The 18823-nt window shown below is 43.7% G+C and carries 10 protein-coding genes; 4 read left to right on the forward strand and 6 right to left on the reverse strand.

All coding sequences use genetic code 11. The features are described 5' to 3' along the window. Positions 1–122 precede the first annotated feature (122 nt). A complete protein-coding gene (locus ACXAFM_RS01530; RefSeq protein WP_474826291.1) occupies positions 123–1058 on the reverse strand; it encodes a rhamnogalacturonan acetylesterase in 936 nt (311 codons plus the stop codon). A 202-nt stretch (positions 1059–1260) separates the two neighbouring features. Continuing rightward, positions 1261–3960, reverse strand: coding sequence for a TonB-dependent receptor (locus tag ACXAFM_RS01535; protein WP_120958982.1), 2700 nt, complete (start codon positions 3958–3960; stop codon positions 1261–1263). A 678-nt stretch (positions 3961–4638) separates the two neighbouring features. Between ACXAFM_RS01535 and ACXAFM_RS01540 the strand changes: the two genes are divergently transcribed. From ACXAFM_RS01540 to ACXAFM_RS01555, 4 genes are all read left to right on the forward strand, one after another. Next, positions 4639–5844 (forward strand): glycoside hydrolase family 88/105 protein, encoded by a 1206-nt coding sequence (locus ACXAFM_RS01540; RefSeq protein WP_474832905.1) that lies wholly within the window; start codon positions 4639–4641, stop codon positions 5842–5844. Positions 5845–5877: 33 nt separating this feature from the next. Then, the gene (locus tag ACXAFM_RS01545) at positions 5878–7344 is read left to right on the forward strand and encodes a glycoside hydrolase family 28 protein (RefSeq protein ID WP_474832909.1); all 1467 of its coding nucleotides are present in this window, start codon (positions 5878–5880) and stop codon (positions 7342–7344) included. 13 nt (positions 7345–7357) lie between these two features. Further along, positions 7358–8548 (forward strand): pectinesterase family protein, encoded by a 1191-nt coding sequence (locus ACXAFM_RS01550; protein ID WP_474832912.1) that lies wholly within the window; start codon positions 7358–7360, stop codon positions 8546–8548. 89 nt (positions 8549–8637) lie between these two features. After that, the gene (locus ACXAFM_RS01555; RefSeq protein ID WP_474832914.1) at positions 8638–10761 is read left to right on the forward strand and encodes a response regulator; all 2124 of its coding nucleotides are present in this window, start codon (positions 8638–8640) and stop codon (positions 10759–10761) included. Between the two features lie 64 nt (positions 10762–10825). Here the strand turns inward: ACXAFM_RS01555 and ACXAFM_RS01560 are convergent, their stop codons facing one another. The 4 genes from ACXAFM_RS01560 to ACXAFM_RS01575 all read right to left on the reverse strand — a co-directional run bounded on the left by ACXAFM_RS01560 (position 10826) and on the right by ACXAFM_RS01575 (position 18751). Then, complete coding sequence (locus ACXAFM_RS01560; protein ID WP_474832916.1) at positions 10826–11713, reverse strand: WYL domain-containing protein; 888 nt, start codon at positions 11711–11713, stop codon at positions 10826–10828. A 115-nt stretch (positions 11714–11828) separates the two neighbouring features. Next, positions 11829–12398, reverse strand: coding sequence for a hypothetical protein (locus ACXAFM_RS01565; RefSeq protein WP_474832919.1), 570 nt, complete (start codon positions 12396–12398; stop codon positions 11829–11831). 16 nt (positions 12399–12414) lie between these two features. After that, positions 12415–16413: an ExeM/NucH family extracellular endonuclease gene (locus tag ACXAFM_RS01570; protein WP_474832921.1), complete on the reverse strand. Its 3999-nt coding sequence runs from the start codon at positions 16411–16413 to the stop codon at positions 12415–12417. A 418-nt stretch (positions 16414–16831) separates the two neighbouring features. Next, a complete protein-coding gene (locus tag ACXAFM_RS01575) occupies positions 16832–18751 on the reverse strand; it encodes a methyl-accepting chemotaxis protein (RefSeq protein WP_474832924.1) in 1920 nt (639 codons plus the stop codon). Between the last annotated feature and the right edge of the window lie 72 nt (positions 18752–18823).

The following is an 18823-nucleotide window of genomic DNA, read 5'->3' on the forward strand; positions in this document are numbered from 1 at the left end:
TCACTCATCACATACAAAATTGATAACGATGCGTCAGCAAGTTAGCTAAGATAGGTTGCAGTGCGTTAGTTTAAATAGGCGAGGCACACCACATATTGGCGCACCGCTTTGTTTAGTTTGATTTATAGAGTGTCTCGATAAACGTATTTTGCCAGCGGATGCGCTGTTGCTTTTAACTCTCGAACGAATATCTGCGCCATTTTTGCAGCACCAACTACGTTCAAGTGAGTGTCGTCGTTCTTACCTTCAGGATAGCGCGCATATAGGTCGGCGGGCACCTTAATGAAGTAATGGTTGCTGTTAGGCTCGCCTACCTGAGCAAGAAAATCACAGGTTAAAGCGTTCATAGGGATAAATGGCACGTTATTTTGTGCTGCCACTTTCTTCGCAGCATCGGAATACGCCAACAACGTGCGTTTCAAAACACCTTCCTCAGTGAAATGACGCCTGCAAATACTACTTGCGATAATCACTGATGCCCCTTTTGCTTCAACATCCTGAACAAACTGATTCAAGTAAGCTGGGTAAGCATTTTCCGGGTCGGCATAGCGAGCGGGGTCCGACAGCTTTTGATCGTTATGACCAAACTGAATTACCACAAAGTCACCTTCAGAGAGTTCGGATAACAGAAGCTGCCAACGCCCTTCGTCAACAAATCGCTTCGTGCTCCTGCCGTTAGCCGCGTGGTTTTTGATATTTAGATTTGGCAGCATGAATTCAGGAAGTAATTGCCCCCACCCACGCTCTGGATATGACAACATAGGCTTGTCTGACATGGTTGAGTCGCCGACCAGATGTAGGGTAACTGGCTTTTTGTGGGGTGGAGCTTTTACAGCCTCTTCACTGCCTTTATTAGTAGCGCTTTGGATTGAAGCACTATGGGAACCCGAACCGGTAAGTGCATAAGCGCTCGATTGGGCCGCGGAACTAATGTGAAGCGAACTCGAACCTTGTCGGTCCGCCACTGCAAAAGTACTCGTTACGGCAATAACGCTAGCAAGACTGTAGTACAGCGCGTTGAATATTTTTCCTGTGGTGGAGTTACTTGGATTTCTCACATACTTCTCCTTTTAAAGATGCCCACTGTTGCAATGCAAGTTGCATCAAAAGCCCTGCAGAAGAGTGTCGAAACCGGCCTAAGCCGCCTTTAATGCACATAAAAAAGGCCATCATTACGATGGCCAAACACACCCGTCTTCACGGAACACAACATTTAATTATTATCTTAGGCTCACCAATATGCTTGGTCAGTCTGTTATTTTACATAGTATAACGAGCGCCCAAGAAGAACTGACGACCCGTATGGTTGTACTCACGTACCAAATCCAATGAGCCATCACCCGTGGTAAACAAACGCTCGTACTCGTCAGTTAGGTTAATGACTTCAAAGGTTAACGTGAGTTCGTCGTTTACGTTATAAAATGACGAGAAATCTACCTGCGTTGGCCCTGTCGTGCCGTGTGCAACGTTACCATTGCTGCCAGTAAAGTCTGTCAGGTAATCGTCACGTTTGTTAACTGACACACGCGCGCCGTATTGGTCTGTTTCGTAATACACCGTAAAGTTGTACGATGTTTCACTCATACCTTCGATGTCGTCTGCGTTAACGTGAGTGTAGTTCGACACAATACCCATGTTTTCGAACAGGCCTGGTAAGAAACTTAACGGCTGCTGATAAATAAGCTCATAACCGCTTACACTTCTGTCCTCAGCGTTAATTGGGCTACTATGCTCGTATGGAATAGTACGAGGGTCTAGCGCAATTACAGGGTCAAACTGTGCATCGTTATCGATAAAGTCGTAGTAGGCACTATCAACTAGACGCTCTTCAGATGCGCGAACAATCCAGTTATCAATGTCTTTGTAGAACACTGTTGCTGCTAGTAGCGCTTCGTCGTCGAAGTACCATTCAACACCAAAATCCACGTTGTCTGAAGTGAACGGGTCAAGGAACGGGTTACCCACGCTTACCGAGCCGTTAATATAATCAAAGCTAGGGTTACCAGGGTTTAATGAGTTCAAGCTTGGGCGCGTCATTGACTGGGTTAGACCAAGGCGTACAACAACGTCATCAGTGGCCTCAAGTGCTAAGTTAACTGCCGGCAAAAAGTTATTGTAGTCATTTTCAATTTGTACCGTTTCGCCTTGAATAAAGCCTTCAGAGGTGGTGGTTGTTTTCACATAGCGTACACCGTAGTTAGCGCGAAGCAGCATATCGCCAATCTCATAACTCGTGTCCATCTCAATATAAGCAGCAGAAGTTTCTTCGCCTACTTGCCAGCTTTGTGCAGAGCGCGGTGTCCAGACTACGTCTAGAAGCTGACTATTTATTGCGTCAAAGTCAGCAACAAGAAATGGGTCTAGAGGACCATCAAAGCCACTACCAAAATCGTCTACCGGCATCATTTCAGCAAAGCCGACCGCCGAATCTTGATCTGGGAAGCCATTAATTTGCTCTTCACTGTAGGTTACTACGCGATCGTTATAAGCAAAGCCGGCCTTAATAGTGACTTCGTCGCCAAGGTAAGTGGCATCAAACTTAACCGTATCGTTTTCGCGCAATACATCAGTAGCACGTAAACGACCATCTGAAAGATTATAGTTACTTGCGTCGTTGACGTCATAACCGTAAGTGAGCTGAGGAGCGTTAATGTTATTACTAAAATCAAAACCGTAGCTAGTTTCTTCTAACAGCGTCATGTTGTAACGATACTGCTCTGAACGAGCATCAGATTCTGCAGTGCCGGCCATCATATCTAATTTAATATTTTCACCAATAAACCACTCGCCAGAAATCACAAATTGACTAAAGTCAGTGGTTGATTCCTGCAAACGACTCTCTATACGTGACTTGATACCGTCGTAACTTCCGGCTAGAACCTGCTTGCCATTAGGATGTACTGTAATAGAAGTGGGTGTAATCTCTGAAAACGTACTTCTAAACATATGGAAGAAATTGTACATAGTACGGGTGTTATCTAGTTTAGATACCAAACCGTCTAAGGTTAAAGTGAAATTATCAGTGGCAGCCCACTGGATAGAACCCGTAAAACCGGTACGCTCTTGGTCATTACCAAAGTAATCAGGTCGTGGAAGGCGTGGCGTCCACAAGCAGTTGATGGGATCAACAGATTCGCCTTGAAACTCGCAATTGCCCACGTCTGGCGTGCCGTTCACCACAGTATCAGACGTATCTGCAAAAATACCGCCGCCATCACGAACCGGTGTTGTCCAACGAACGGTACCGAAGCCTTCTTGCCTTACTGTGCGCTCTGAGAAAGCGGCCGAGAAAAGCACGCCCACCTTGTCGTCAGCGAAACGGTTACTGATCATGAAAGCTGCGCGAGGATCGGTCTCTTCAGTAATGCTGTTATAGCCACCTTGAAGGGACGATACGAATTTAAAGCCGTCATAATCGAACGGTTTTGCGGAGTACAAATCAACGGTACCTGCAATACCGCCTTCTTCCATTGAAGCTGTAGGCGACTTCTGAATATCTACACGATTAAACAGTTCAGAAGCGAAAATATTAAAATCAAAGCCACGTCCACCGTTTACGCCACCGCCTGAATCTGTTCCATCTGTACTTGCTGGTACTTCCATGCCATTAAGTGTTGTACGGGTAAATGATGGGCTTAAACCGCGCAAGGTAATTTGACGGCCTTCTCCACCCTCACGAGAAATCGCTACGCCTGGAACGCGCTGAATAGACTCTGCAATATTTAAGTCCGGGAATTTACCAATGTCTTGGGCAACGATAGATTCTTTACTGTTAACGGACGTTCGCTTTTCCATCAGTGATTTATTGAGCGACCCACGAAAGCCAGATACCTCTATGACCTCCATATTTTGCGCTTCGGTTTCACTAGTTTGTTCGTCTGTGGCTTCTTGCGCATGAATATGTGCGCCTGACAACGCTAACGTGACAAGAACAGCGAGTTGCTTTTTCTTTGGTAACATTGTTGTTTCTCCGGTTTTTATATTTATAAGCGACGCACATACTGAGAAAAAGTGAAGATGCTTCTGAAAAGTTTGTGAACCTTTCAAATTAACACAAATTCAACATTTACCGTATTTAACCATTTCACTTCCCTTTATGCCACCGGATAACATTTTGGAGGTCATTGCCGCCAATAATCTATATTAACCAATGGCACGCTTTGGCTGTTAAGAAAGTGAAGACGCGCCAATTCTATTTAATTCTCTACAGTGGTTTTGTAACCACCAAAACCATGAATAAGAAGCATTGCAGGGTACAGCTCTATTTTTTATCAACGCAAAACTTCCCTTCGGCAATAATGTAAACCCCGAAAAAAACACTCAAGCTTTACATTTGATTTACATCCTAATTAGTTATGCTACCGGTGGCAACTATTTTATTGAAAAAATTTATTATATGTATAAGTTCAGAAGATAATATTGATCGTAAAAGGCAATCTAGACTTCAGCCAAATGAAGAGAGAAAATTAGATTTAATCTTTTATATACATATGCTTAGTTAAAACTTGCAGCTTTTACTTGAAGTAAAATAAAAGTTAAAAAATATAAATAATTTCGTTGACATACAAGCAAATAAAAATCATTATGCTACCGGTAGCACAGAGTGTATTTACAATGTTATAAAAATAAGGGTTTGTTATGCTAAAAGGTATTCTACGCGCAGCTTCCGTTGTAGCTTGCACGGCGTTTGTTTCTTCCGCTGCTAATGCAAATGATTGGGTACAAATGCCTCTCGACAACACACAATCATGGTCTATGAGAATGATAGAGTCTGAGATGGTGCGTTTCCCAGAAGCTTGGCAAATCGACTGGGACGAGAAGCCCCAGTGGGATTACGTTCACGGTCTCAATCTCCTTGCCATAACGGAAGTCTATCAAGATACTAAAGATCCCCGTCTCCTGTCTTATGTAAAAGGTTACTACGACATGTTGGTTCAAGATGACGGAAGTATCAAAACCTATGATATCAACAAGTTCAATATTGATATGGTTAACCCGGGTAAGGTGTTATTTTTTCTTTATGAAGAAACTGGCAACCCTAAGTACAAAAAAGCCGCTGACCTACTTAGAACGCAGCTTACTACTCACCCACGTACCAAACAAGGCGGCTTTTGGCATAAGAAACGTTATCCAGACCAAATGTGGCTTGATGGCCTGTACATGGGAGCACCTTTTTATGCCGAGTACATTGTTAAGTACGGCGATATGAAAGAGCTAGACGACGTATTTTTGCAATTTGAACTCATTGAAGAGCACCTTTACGACGAAAAAACAGGCCTCCCCTTGCATGGCTGGGACGCATCTAAAAAGCAAAAGTGGGCTGATAAAGAAACAGGTCTTTCTCAACATCACTGGTCACGTTCGCTAGGTTGGTATGCTATGGCAATGGTGGATGTGCTAGAAGTTGTTCCTGCCGAACACCCAAAAACACCGTGGCTAAAAGCGCGCTTTAAAGCGTTTATCGACGCTACGCTTACCTATCAACATAATTCGGGCACTTGGTATCAGGTTACTGACTTGGGCAGTCGAGAAGGAAACTACCTTGAAGCATCAGGTACGGCAATGCTGACCTACGCTATGGCTAAAGGTTCAAGCCTTAAATTTCTTCCTGAAAAATACAAAACTTACGCAGAAAAAGGGTTTGCTGGACTTCTTGATCAAATGATTTCGGTTAATCCAGAAACTAACGTTATCAGCCTTGAACAAGTTTGCGCTGTTGCTGGTCTTGGTGGAAATCCATATAGAGATGGTTCATTCGACTACTACATGAGTGAGCCAATCAGAGCAAACGACGCGAAAGGTGTAGGTCCATTCATTCTGGCTGCACATTATTTGAATAAGTAAAAAGCGCTAAATCGTAAATATAAGGGGTATATGATGGTCCGACCTAACTCACCGAATGCCAGACGTCACTTTTTAAAGTCTGGCCTCGCCACCACTGTTGCAGCTTCTGGGGTGGCTTTAGGTGTTCCAGCATTCCTATCTGGATGTGCAAATGTGACCGAAATGGGAAGGACGCAACGCCAGTGGGACGCTGAGGCAAACCTTATTAAAGGGATGATAAAGCGCCCCACCTTTGCAAAGCGCGAAGCTAATGTTACCGACTATTTAAAAGAAAATGGTAGTGACTTTAAGCAAGCGTTACATGCAGCTATCGACCAAGTCGCACGCCAAGGTGGTGGCAAAGTGGTTGTGCCAAAAGGCGACTGGCTATGCAAAGGCCCTATTCACCTACAGTCGAATATAAACTTGCATATTGAGGCAGGCGCAACCATTCGATTTTCTACCCATACAGATGATTACAAACCATACGTTTTTACTCGCTGGGAAGGTATGGAGTTGATGGGTTACTCCCCTCTTATTTATGCGTTTGAGCAAACTAATATCGCAATTACCGGCAAAGGTACGCTTGACGGTAGCGCGGCGAAAGACAACTGGTGGCCATGGAAAGGTAAGTGGAAGGCTTCAACATGGGGTGACGACCCGGTTGAGAACCAAAAATATACCAGAGACACGCTGCAAGAAATGGTAGAAAAAGGGACACCCGTTAGTGACCGCGTTTTTGAAAATAATTACCTGCGCCCTCCGTTTATACAACCTTACGGCTGTGAAAATGTACTTATTGAGGGTGTAACCATTCTGCGCTCTCCATTTTGGCTGGTTAACCCTGTGCTTTGCAAGAACGTCACCGTTAACGACGTGTACTGTAAAAGTTTCGGCCCAAATTCGGACGGGTGCGACCCTGAAAGCTGCACGAACGTTCTTATCTCTAACTGTACATTTGATACAGGGGACGATTGCATCGCCATTAAATCTGGACGCAATGCAGACGGCAGAAGGGTCAATGTTCCCTGCAGCAATATTGTCATAGAACATTGCGAGATGAAGGCGGGGCATGGCGGTGTTGTAATAGGCAGTGAGATATCCGGTGGTGTAGAGAATCTCTATGCTCAGTATTGCACCATGAGTAGCCCTGATTTAGACCGCGGCATTAGAATTAAAACCAACAGTATTCGGGGTGGACACCTAAAAAATCTAAACTATCGCAATATCGATATTGGGACGGTGAAAGACGCTGTTGTCGTGAATTTCTTCTACGAAGAAGGTGATGCCGGTAAATTCCCTCCTCTACTGGAAGATATCACTATAGAGAACTTAAACGTTGCGTCAGCTAACCGGGCCTTTGTGCTTCGCGGGTATGATCATACGCCTATTTCTGGGTTGACGTTGAATAACATAACGATAAAACGTGCGCTTAAAGATGCCGTTATCGAAAACGTAGCGCATCTTTCAATAAACAATGTGTTTATTAATAGCCAACCATTTAACAAGCACGGGCTGTAGAAGAATAAATACTATGGAATTTAATAAAGCACGTGTCAGTCTTAGTTTAGCCTTTGTGTTGCTGGCAGGTATACTTTTCAGTGGATTAAGCGCGGCAATGCCAGCAACGACGGATGTAGTGGTAGCTAAATCACATGACAGTGACGTAAGTAAGGAAGCTTTACCTCATTTTAACTCTGTGTCCCAAGCTGTTGCTTATATCGAGTCTCACGAGCCACAAAAAGATAAAGTATGGACCGTCTTTATTAACGAAGGCATTTATCGAGAGCGTGTCGTCATTAACGCTGATAATATCCACTTGATAGGCCAGTCGCAAGAAACCACGACTGTCGTTTTCAATCGATATGCAGGTCAAGACGTCGCAGAGAACTCTGATGAAAAATGGGGAACTCGTCGCACTGCCACGGTAGAGATTTTAGGTGATAACATCACTGTCGAAAATATTACTATCACCAATGATTTCGATTATCCCGGTAACGAGGTCAAAGCAAAAGATGACCCTACTCGATTATCAGGCACGCAAGCAGTAGCGCTTAAAACCGACGTGAACTCAGATCGCACTTACCTTAAAAATGTCGCACTTTGGGGTTATCAAGACACCCTCTATTTAAAAGGTGACCGCGCTTTGATTGAAGGCGGAACAATAGCGGGACATATTGACTTCATTTTTGGTGAGGGCACCGCATTTTTTGAAAGCGTTTCTATTATCTCCCGAGCACGTCATTCAGGTGGTGACAGCGAAGGACTAACGGGCTACATAACCGCCCCAAGCACCCATTTACAGCGCCCATATGGACTTACTTTCAACAACTGTAGGCTTGAAAGAGAAAACGGCGTTCCAGATGAAAGCGTGGTACTGGGTAGACCGTGGCATCCAACAACCACCTTTTCAGATGGCCGATATGCAAACCCTTACGCTGTAGGTAAAACCACGTTTATAAACACCTATATGGCAGGTCATATCATCCAAAAGCGATGGACTACTATGGGTGGAACTACGCTATCAGGTATAAAGAGACCATTTAGTCCCCACACAGAAGCACGGTTTTCCGAATACCAATCTTTTGGAGATGGTGCACCTAAAACAGCCGCATCACCTGCAATTGACTCCCATTTTCTAAACGATAAAGAAGCAGAGTTTTACACTAAAGAAGCGGTATTGCGTGGCTGGGAGCCAAACCATTTTCCAAGCGATAATGAATAGGGTCACTTAAAAAAGTAATTTGCTCAGCACATTGCGTAACCACTTGGCATCTATTATCTTTTAGTTACCACTGTGCATTTCTTTACCTTATGTCCATACGTTTTCGATATATCGTTGCTTTAGCGCTAACAGCATCGCTAATTACCTTGTCTTTTTTAATTCTTTCAGGGTTAATTAAAGAACAAAAGCAGGATGGAGAAATTATTAATATTGCAGGCCAGCAGCGTATGCTGTCGCAACGCATAGCGATGCTGGCAGCTTCATCGACATTGTGTGGAAACAGCCAAGAATTAGGCTATTTAAAGCAAGATCTTACTAAATTCAAACAAAATCATAAGTATCTTGTTTCGTTGGAACACCTGCCTACTCAAACGTTTAACACTTATTTTCAACAAGGACAGCTTGATTCAAAAGTCAAAAACTTTGTCGATAGAGCTGAGACCTTGTTAACAAATGCACGTTGCGAAACGTCTCCCCTTATGCCGGTTGAAGAGCTTACCTCGCTTCTACAGCAGCTAGACAATGTTGTAAGCCAATTAGAACAAGACGCAATATCACGTGTAGATACAGTTCTTAGTATTGAAATGTACCTGTGGCTTGCAGCACTTGCTCTACTGAGTATAGAAGCCGCGCTTATTTTCTTTCCTATGGAGCGTCAGGTTAAACGCTCTATTAACGCGCTAGAGCACTCGAAAGAATTAGCACAAAATGCCGCAGAAAAAGCCGAGAAAGCCAGTAAAGCAAAATCAGAATTCCTCTCAAGCATGAGCCATGAGTTACGTACGCCTATGAATGGTTTATTTGGCATGATTGAGCTGGCAATAGATAACCCCGAAAAAAGTAACTTGTACTTAAAAAAGGCAAAAACAGCCGGCCGGCAGCTGTTAGTTTTGATTAATGACATTCTCGACATATCAAAGATTGAAGCGGGCAAAATAAAAATAGAGCAAGCCCCTGTTGATTTACTACAAGTACTAGACGATGTGGTGTCGTTACAACGGGTTTATTGCCAACGCAAAGGGCTCGAATTTCACTATTTAAAAGACGCTGATCTTCCCCATGTTATCGAAGGAGATATAACGCGAATAGCGCAAATCTTACACAACCTGCTAAGCAACGCGATTAAGTTTACGGCTGAAGGCTCGGTAACGCTAAAAGTGACACACGCTAAAAATGAAAATGGCAATCGCCTTATCTTTGATGTTATCGATACAGGCATTGGCATACCCTCTTCTAAGCTAGAAAACATTTTTAAAAAATTTGAACAAGCTGACCAATCTACAACACGAGAATTTGGTGGCACAGGGCTAGGGCTTAGCATCGCAAAACAGCTAGCTAACTTAATGGGTGGCGATATAAATGTGGCCTCATTCTCAGGTCAAGGCAGTACATTTACCTTCACAATGCTGACAAGAGAAGCACAGCTGCCAGAAATCAATATTGTGCCTAGCGTTAACTTGCGTTGTGCAATCATTGACGACCTTCAAACCAGTCGCGAATACTTTGAGCACATCGTTGCGTCTATGTCGATTGAGCCCTGCAGCTATGAGAGTGCAAATGCATTTTTAGATGACAAACCGTTTAGTTTTGATGTCATAATTCTTGACCTCTCTATGCCAGAAATGAGCGGCGTAGATTTACTTAATAAGCTTCAAAGTTTAAAACCGCCTAAATTTCCTAAAGTAATATTAATTTCGGCTGAGCTAGAAAGACTGGAAGACGAACACGAAATACTTGAAAGTATTTGGAAGACTCATGCTAAGCCAATCAACAGACGTGAACTGGAAAACGATTTAAGTAAGTTAATTGAAGCAAAACCTGTTAGTCGCCAAGAGATTCAAGAAATCAACAAAAAGAAACGGATACTATTGGCCGAAGACAACGAAATTAATGCCGAGATTGTTAAAGCTATATTGCAAACAGAAGGCTATAAATTTTTGCATGTTAAAAATGGTCGCGATGCCGTTGAAGTAAGCAAACGACACAAGTTCGACCTGATACTTATGGACTGCAATATGCCAGTTATGGGCGGTATCGAAGCTTCAATAATTTTAAGAAAAACACTGGAAACTAACACTCCTATAATCGCACTAACTGCAAATGCATTTGCGGAAGATAAAGAAGAGTGCTTAGCTGCGGGCATGGACGATTTCCTCTCCAAGCCCTTAGACAAAGACACCCTAATTACCACGATTAAAAGATACATCAGTTAATAAAGACGCTTGTACTTGTGGGCTAGGTTTGCCGAACATCAATATTAACGCATGTAAACGGTCTCTAAGCTGTATAAGGCTCTTTCTCGCCTACATAGCCTGGGGCAATGGCAAGGTTATCAGTGTCTGCCAAACTCTGCTGATTTCTAAGCCAAAGCTGGTATTCGCCAGTGCGCAAACTCGCATGTTTTGTGCAGTCAACATTCCAGCGGCGGAGTAAATACCCTGCCATAGCCGCGCGTACCTCTAATTTGAGTACTCCTTCTTCCATAGCGTAATCAAGCTCTATTGCCGTAGAATATTTGATATTCTTCGGGTGAGGCACTATTTCAAGTGAGATAAGTCTTCCCCACTCTTCATCGTGTTCAATGCATTCGTGGGTTTCAGGCTCAGTTTTAACTGTAACCTTACTAATTCTTGTAAGCACAAAATCGCGAAAGCTTTGTGATTTTCTATCGAAGGCGCGCACATGCCAGCGCTGGCCGTTGTCAACAATACTATGCGGCACGAGTTCACGTGCGCCACTGCCACTAGACAGCGACGTGTAAATAACGCTCATCGCCTTTTTGTTGACTATGGCTTGTACTACTTTCGCTACCACAAAAATATCAGGCACGTTCAGGGAAGATGCACTTTCTACCGGGAAATGTACATCGCCAATAGCATCGAAACCGTCTGATATGTCGTTGGCAAGCTTTACGAGCGTGCGTTTAGCATCGTGCTCGAAAACTGGGATAAAACTTTCCGTTTGGAAATAACGCTTTTCCCTTGGATCATAAATTAAGTTATCCGGCGCTAATTCTTTGTATAGCGTAAAGTCGCGAGAGCCTGCCGATAGCCCTACCTCAAAACGATTTATTAAATCCTGCCGATGAATAGCTCCTTTAAACAAAAGGCAGAAATCGATATAAGCCAGTCGCTGGCGTTGAGAAAAAGAAATGGTTTCTAACATGGTACGCACTTATTGTATTTTTATTCAGTGTGGTTCATTTAAAGCCGCATGTAAATAGCAAAAGACATAAAAAAGCCCAGCACTTGGCTGGGCTCAAACTTTTGGCATTTAAGGTCTATGAATTCGCACGCTTACGAGCGAAAAATATACCACCTAAAGCCAGAAGCGATAGCGCGAATGTACCTGGTGCAGGTACTTGGGCGATTTCGAAGCTAGTGCCTCTGGGGGCCTCGAGGAGAAGGTTAAACCCAATGTTATTTGATAATTCAGCCTTAGCAAATGAAAGGTCTACCGTTCCGCTACTTAACGCCACTAAAACAAAGGAGAAAATGTCTACCTCAGTTTTGCCAGCTTGAAAAAGCTCCACAGGGCCAAAAGTAGCGCTACTTAATGACGCTGAATTAGATGAACTATCATTTGAGGGACCAAAAAGTGGCACCCCAATAGCACCTAGATCCGTAACCGTAGTTGGGTCAAAACTAACAAACAGCGAATCAAAAAAAACAGCTATATCATACCCGAAGAAATATGTCTGAGCGCCACTTTCTGACAACTCTGAAGCTCTCACCGTTGCTGTAATCGTCTCGCCAACATTGTAAGTATCTTTATCTGTTTTAATCGAAATCAGCGCTGCATTTGCATTGAAAGCTACTGTAGCCATTAATAGTAAAAAGAATTTTTTCATTGTTATTTTCCTTAAATTAAATTGCACAGTTAGCGCGTGTACACATCGCCATTAATGCCTGAATATCGAAGAAGCTAATTTGGCCGTCGCCGTTGAAATCGTAGTTTTCACCCTTGGCTTGCCCTTGTAAAAACAGTTGATAAAAGGCCATGATATCGTTGTAATCCACATCGTTATCACCATCAAAATCTCCAACTGTGACTTCTTCTGGGAAATTAAGCACTACCACTACTGGGTCGTGATCTGACGAGCGATAAGCATCAGCGCCGTAGTAACTAAAAAGCTGAGTTTCAGTCTTAAATTCAACGTTATAGTCGAATACGCGGGGTTCATCTGCATTAATGTGCCATACCGTTGCGTCTACCACATATTCAGTTAATGAAGGGCTTGATAAGGCATGATCTAGATAACCTATTTCGCCGCCGAAGCTATACGAATATGCACTATCGCCATCGAAGAAGTTAACCAAGTTGCTGTAGCCAGCCTCTTCAAGAGCTAGTATAGGCTCTTCTTTCGCATAGGCATTCAAATCCCCCATTACGATAACGCGGTCAGACAAGACGTCACTGTTTTGTTCAACAAGAGAAATTAGGCCTTGTGCTGCCTGGGTACGTAGTTCGTTCCAGCAGCCTTGACCATCACCTAAATCAGCATTGTTGCCTGTAGCACTGCCACAGCTTCCTTTCGACTTAAAGTGGTTTATTGCTAGGGTAAAGTCTTCGCCATTATTGTTCACGCTAAAGCTTTGTAGTAAAGGTTGACGGTTGCCATAGTCAAATGGTGCGTCAGATGAAGTCACAGGGTTACCCTGTAGCGAAACTACCGCAGGCTTATAGATAATACCTACAGCAATTTCATCACCGCCTAACAGAGACTCTAATGCAACGTAGTTGTACTCATCACTGCCTAGTTCAGCGTTCACGCTGTCTACTAATGTCGCAATTGCAGAATCGCTGCTATAACCATCGTTTTCAATTTCAACGAGGCCAAGTACGTCTGCATTCATTGCCACAATGGCAGATACTGTTTTCGCTTTCTGACGTTCAAATTCAGCAACTGAATCTGCGCCGCGAGAAGTTGGAAAGTCTGGACCGTTGAAATAGTTAAGCACGTTGAAGCTAGCAACTCTTACATCACCAATTGCGTTTAGCTGTGGTGCAGCAATCCGCGGATTAGTACGTACAGTTTGGATATCACCAACAGGGATAAGGTTGTAAGCACCAAAGGCATAATGTAATACACCTTCAAGGGCTTCTACACTGTCACCCAAACGCAGCGGATTATTATGCGATAAGCCACCAACAGGGAAAGGGATTCCATCCAAATTCTGTGAGGTAGCTCCATCCTCAACCAATAAAGTGTTTCGCGCATTAGTTTCCGCTAACGCCAGCGCTTCTTGTGAACCCGCTACAAACTGATTAGTAGGAATGAATAAGCGTTCTGACGACACGTTAAACTGCCCATAGCGCCCAAGATTGTAAATATCAGAGACTTTAAGGGTTTGCTCAAAACTAATATGCATGCCCTCTAGTGCTTCTAAATCAGTATCAAGGCTAAACGGCATAGCGATTGGTGTGTAAAGCACACTGCTACCAGTACCCGTAACCTCTACATCAGCAAACATGGATAATTGGGTTACACCAAAGCGCTCGCCTACTGTACCTGCTATACGCACCGTATCGCTTGCTTCAGGAAGGCTAAATGAACCTGCGTAAACAAATACACCTTCAGATGTTGCCGTATTACCGTCTGAATCATTCGCTTCTTCCTGAACGAAGAAACCACTCATAGCAGGCACAACTTTGGTTACTACTGCTTCAACAATCACATCCGTGCCGACAAGCGCTGATTCTTCACCGCTGCCTTGAATTGCACTAATAAGCACTACTTCAGCGATGGGGTCAGTAGGATCTGTTGGGTCAGTGGGGTCGGTAGGATCCGTTGGTTCACTCACAGAACCGTTGTGGCCGCCAAAATTACTAAGCGTATCTTTTGGAAAGCTATCCCACTCGTCAGTAGTAAACGCAGGGTTGCGGTTTGGGTTTCCGTTTGTTACTGAACTCTTACGCACTAGCGTAACATCTTTACCCCAGTCAGTATCAACCCCATAAGTACCCAATGCATCAACAACCTGGCCGTTGTATACCAACTCAACGTAATCGTCACCATTGAAGTTCATTACGAAACTGCTGATTGTAGAGCCAGCTGTAAGCAATGCATCAGCACTCCCGTGTGCAAACGTTGCCACACCACCGGCAGGAATTTCGCCTTCAAGCGCTAGTACTTTACGGTCGGCGTCGGCAGTATCACCGTTTGAAAGTAAAACTAATTCATAACCAGACAAGCTCACAGGCTGAGTCGAGCTATTAAAAAGCTCTATCGCTTTGTTAAAGCCACCACCCTCGATATACTCTGAGATGTAAACACTATTGGTTGACGGCCCATTATCACCATCGGTGTCTCCGCCGGTATCGACGCCTGTGTCACCTCCAGTATCACCGCCTGTGTCACCACCCGAGCCATCACAGCTTTCATTAAAGATAAGCGAAGCAAGTTCAGGCTTATCAATAAACGGGTTACGGTTCCCTTGGAATTCAAACACACGCTCGTTACGGCGACGCTCAAATTCATCTACTGGGTCGCTTTCATGCCACTGAAGCAGCACACAAAGCTTACCAAATGCTGCTTCATCAGTAGACGTTAGGCGATTTAGTAATACTAAATCTTCTTCGGTATCACCTACGGTGTTACCGTCGTAACGTACATCCATATAAAGCATAGAGCGTGCAACGTCGCCTTTTACTGCATCGCGCGGCTCGAAAGAATCGCTATCAACACGGTTTTCGGGTGCTTCGGCAAGTGCGCTATCGCTGAAGTCAAAGTCTAAATTACCGCGAGAGCTATTTACTGATATGTCTGTTGGGCGCAGGTGAAGGATATCTGTGTATGCCGTTAAGCTTGAACTTGAAAAGCCATGGCTTTTTGCCCATACGTGTTCGCGGTTCCAATTTTCTTGATTAGAGCTTTGGCTACCGCTTCCATTGGTGAACTTACCTTGTGATATCCCTTTGTAAAATAAGATAACATTGTCAGTATCTGCAGGGTCTTCATCGGTGTAGGTAAGCGCAGTCCACACCTCAGAGTATGATAATGTGCGATGACCGTTTTCAATGATGTTGTGTGTTGTTTCTCTCAGTGATTGTGCACTATCACCGCTAGCAATAGCTGCATCTAAAGCGGCATAGTAGTCCGATGCTACAAAATCACTCGCTAAATTGATTGCTTCTAAATCTGGGCAGTTAAAGCAAGTACCGCTTAAGAAAAGGAGTTCGTTAGAAGGCTCGCCCCCGTTATCAGGGTTATCACCGCCATTGCCTGTGCCATCAGAGGCACCGCTACCCGTCACCGAAATACTATCTAAATTTAAGTATTCTGTGCCTGCATTATTAGCCATGGCGACTTTCAATACTAACGTGCTTCCGCTACCAATTGTTTCATTTACCGTGGCATTACCGAAGTCATCTTGTACAGTATTTGATGCGCCTTCGGTAATTGTTATAAGCTCAAAAGCACCTCCATCAATTGAATAAAACACATCAATGTAGTCTGACGATTCAAATGTTCCGCTTTGAGTAAGTACTGCGTTGATAGTGACATCACCTGCACTAGCTATATCAATGGATTCACTCAACCAAACCACTTCGCCATCGACATCACGCGCTTGCATAGCGCCGTTTTCAACGCGAAACCAATCTGAGGTTGCAGTTAATGCTCCTGCGGAAACATCAATTGACCAACGTTCAACGCCTTCAAGATCTAGAACTGCTCCGCCGGGATTAGTACCTGTTGCGCCTTTGTCTTGTAGCTCGGCTGCTTCAAAGTCTTCTAGCCATAGCGTTTCTGCCAAAGCGTTTACTGATACCGCACCCAGTGACAATGCCCCTGCCAACAGTGCGTTTACAACTTTAGCTGATTTACTCAGCTTATACTTTTGTGTGTTACCCTCATTAACCATTTTTGCTTTCCGCTTTTTTGTATAAGGAAGGTATAAATTCTTATACATACGTATGCGCAGCAAGCACTTAACAAAAATAATAATAAAAACATCACACAACATATATTTCAATAACTTACAGCCTGAAAATAAGTTTATTTATTCATTAATTCGACTGAACTTCTGTACAGGGTAAGCTGATTTGTAACATTACTAAAATGTTTCAGTTTTGAAACATTTTCATGCTGTGACTTTGTGCATGTTACAATTTAAATGCACAAAAAAAGAGCGCTTATTAAGCACCCTTTAGTTATGTAATGGACATTTGACACTCTGACTTTACTTTGACTAATAATGCCTCTTTGTTGCTTACCAGTTTAAAGGAAAACAATTTTTACAGCGTTTTCTACGATTAATGGTTTTTCCTTCGAAAGGAAATTTAGAACCGATAGAGGCGCAATTGCATTTGCATGGTTTTTATTTGCTGCACTAACGCTTCACAATTATCAACGACCTCTTTAGCGTAGTTGGTATTGGCCCGGCCTACCTGCTGAATACTGCTTACCCCTCTATTTACATCGGCAGCAACTGTAGTTTGTCCTTCTGCCAGATTAGCGGCGTCTTCATTTAGCGCGGTGATTCTAGCGACAGCTTCTAGCGCTTGGTTTAACGACTCACCTGCGTGCTTAGTGGTTTCCACCGTCTTAAACGCGGTTTCCTTGTTCAGCTGCATTTTTTCAGAAGCAATACGGCTTCCTTGCTGTAGCCTTTCTATCATAATGCGAATTTCTTCCGTTGAAGCCTGCGTACGACTAGCTAGTGAACGCACCTCATCGGCAACCACAGCGAAGCCCCGACCCTGTTCGCCTGCTCTGGCCGCTTCAATTGCCGCATTTAGCGCAAGTAAATTGGTTTGTTCTGCAATGTTTCTAATAACTTCCATAACGCCACTAATTTCCTCGCTGGCCTGTGCCAATTCGGTTATTACTTGTACGGATGCGTCGACGTCATTTGCTTGCGATTGGATATCTTTGATAGTGTCAGACAAAACGCTTACGCTATTTCTTGTATCTGTATCAGCAGCACTAGCTGCGTCACTCGAGCTTCTTATAGTAGTAGAGACACTTTGCGCATTTTGCTGCATCAACGTGATCGCGTTGTCTATAGATTCGGTTTCTTGACTAAGCTTCGAAACGCTCTCCTTAGAACTCATTGCTGTAGTATTTAGCGCTTCTGATTTTGCCAACATATTATCAGTGGCTTCATCCACGCTTTGAAGTGTTTGTTGTAGTTGAGTAAGTAAACCATTAAAAGCGTTAGCCATGGTACCAAACTCGTCACTACGGTTTGCCTCGAAGCGAAAAGTAAGATCGCCCTCCCCCGTTGAAAGGTTGTTGACTACACCAATAAACTCATCAAGTGGTATTCCAACGATATATTTCACCAATAACCAAACAGTGAGCAAAATACCCGCGCTGGCCAACACAATTTTAAGCACTAAGGATATCACTGAATTGCTCACCATCGCTGCTTTCTCGGAAGCTGACGCAGCTAATATGATGTCATAGCCCCATTTAGAAAAAGGCACCACTTCCACAATCCAATCTTCGTTTTGATTTAACGCTTCTGTGACTTGTGCATCGTTAACATGCGATGAGTGCATACGAATGTTACCCTTAGCATCTCGTAACGCTACGAATCCATTCTCTAAAACATGGCTTTGTTTTATCGCTTGCTCTAGAACGTTAAGGTCTGCTGAATATCCCACATACCATATACCTATCACTTGTCCGCTTGCGTCGAACATAGGCTCATAACCTGTCAGATAGGGGCTACCTAGAATATCCACTGCACCGTAGTAAGCTTGCTGTTGATTTATTTTCTGAATCGCCTTTCCCGACGGCGCTAATTTAGTGCCAATTGCTCGCTCACCATTTTTAATGACGTTTGTGCTTACCCGAATATAATCATCACCGGTTTTGCTGAAAAGCGTTGCTGTACCTCCCATTAGTTTGGTCAGTCCGTCAACTAATTCAAAATCGTTCGCTTGCGGAACATTCCCCAGACTTAACTCTAGTGCCTGTGTTGCTTTTACAGTGATATAGTCGCCTTGATTGGGGATCCCCAAGGCTTCTCCTCGCTGCTTCAGAAGCGCCATACTGCTTTTCACTCGCTCAAGCATAATGGCGTCGGTCACGGTTAGAATGTTGACTAAGCGGTCGGCAGTGTTTTTCTTCTGCTCTTTAACAAGCTCAGAAATGGACGACGACGTAGTGACCACAGTGATAATTGCCACAATCAGTGCGAACAACGCAATGACTGCAGACACCGAGAACAGAAATTTTCTTTGAATGGACATGCAGCTTCTCAGGTTAACAGTTAGGTAATAACTCACTCCTTTGACTTTTGGTCCATACCCTACACGCTAGCC

The sequence above is a fragment of the Alteromonas sp. ABD4_190 genome, from assembly GCF_056160105.1.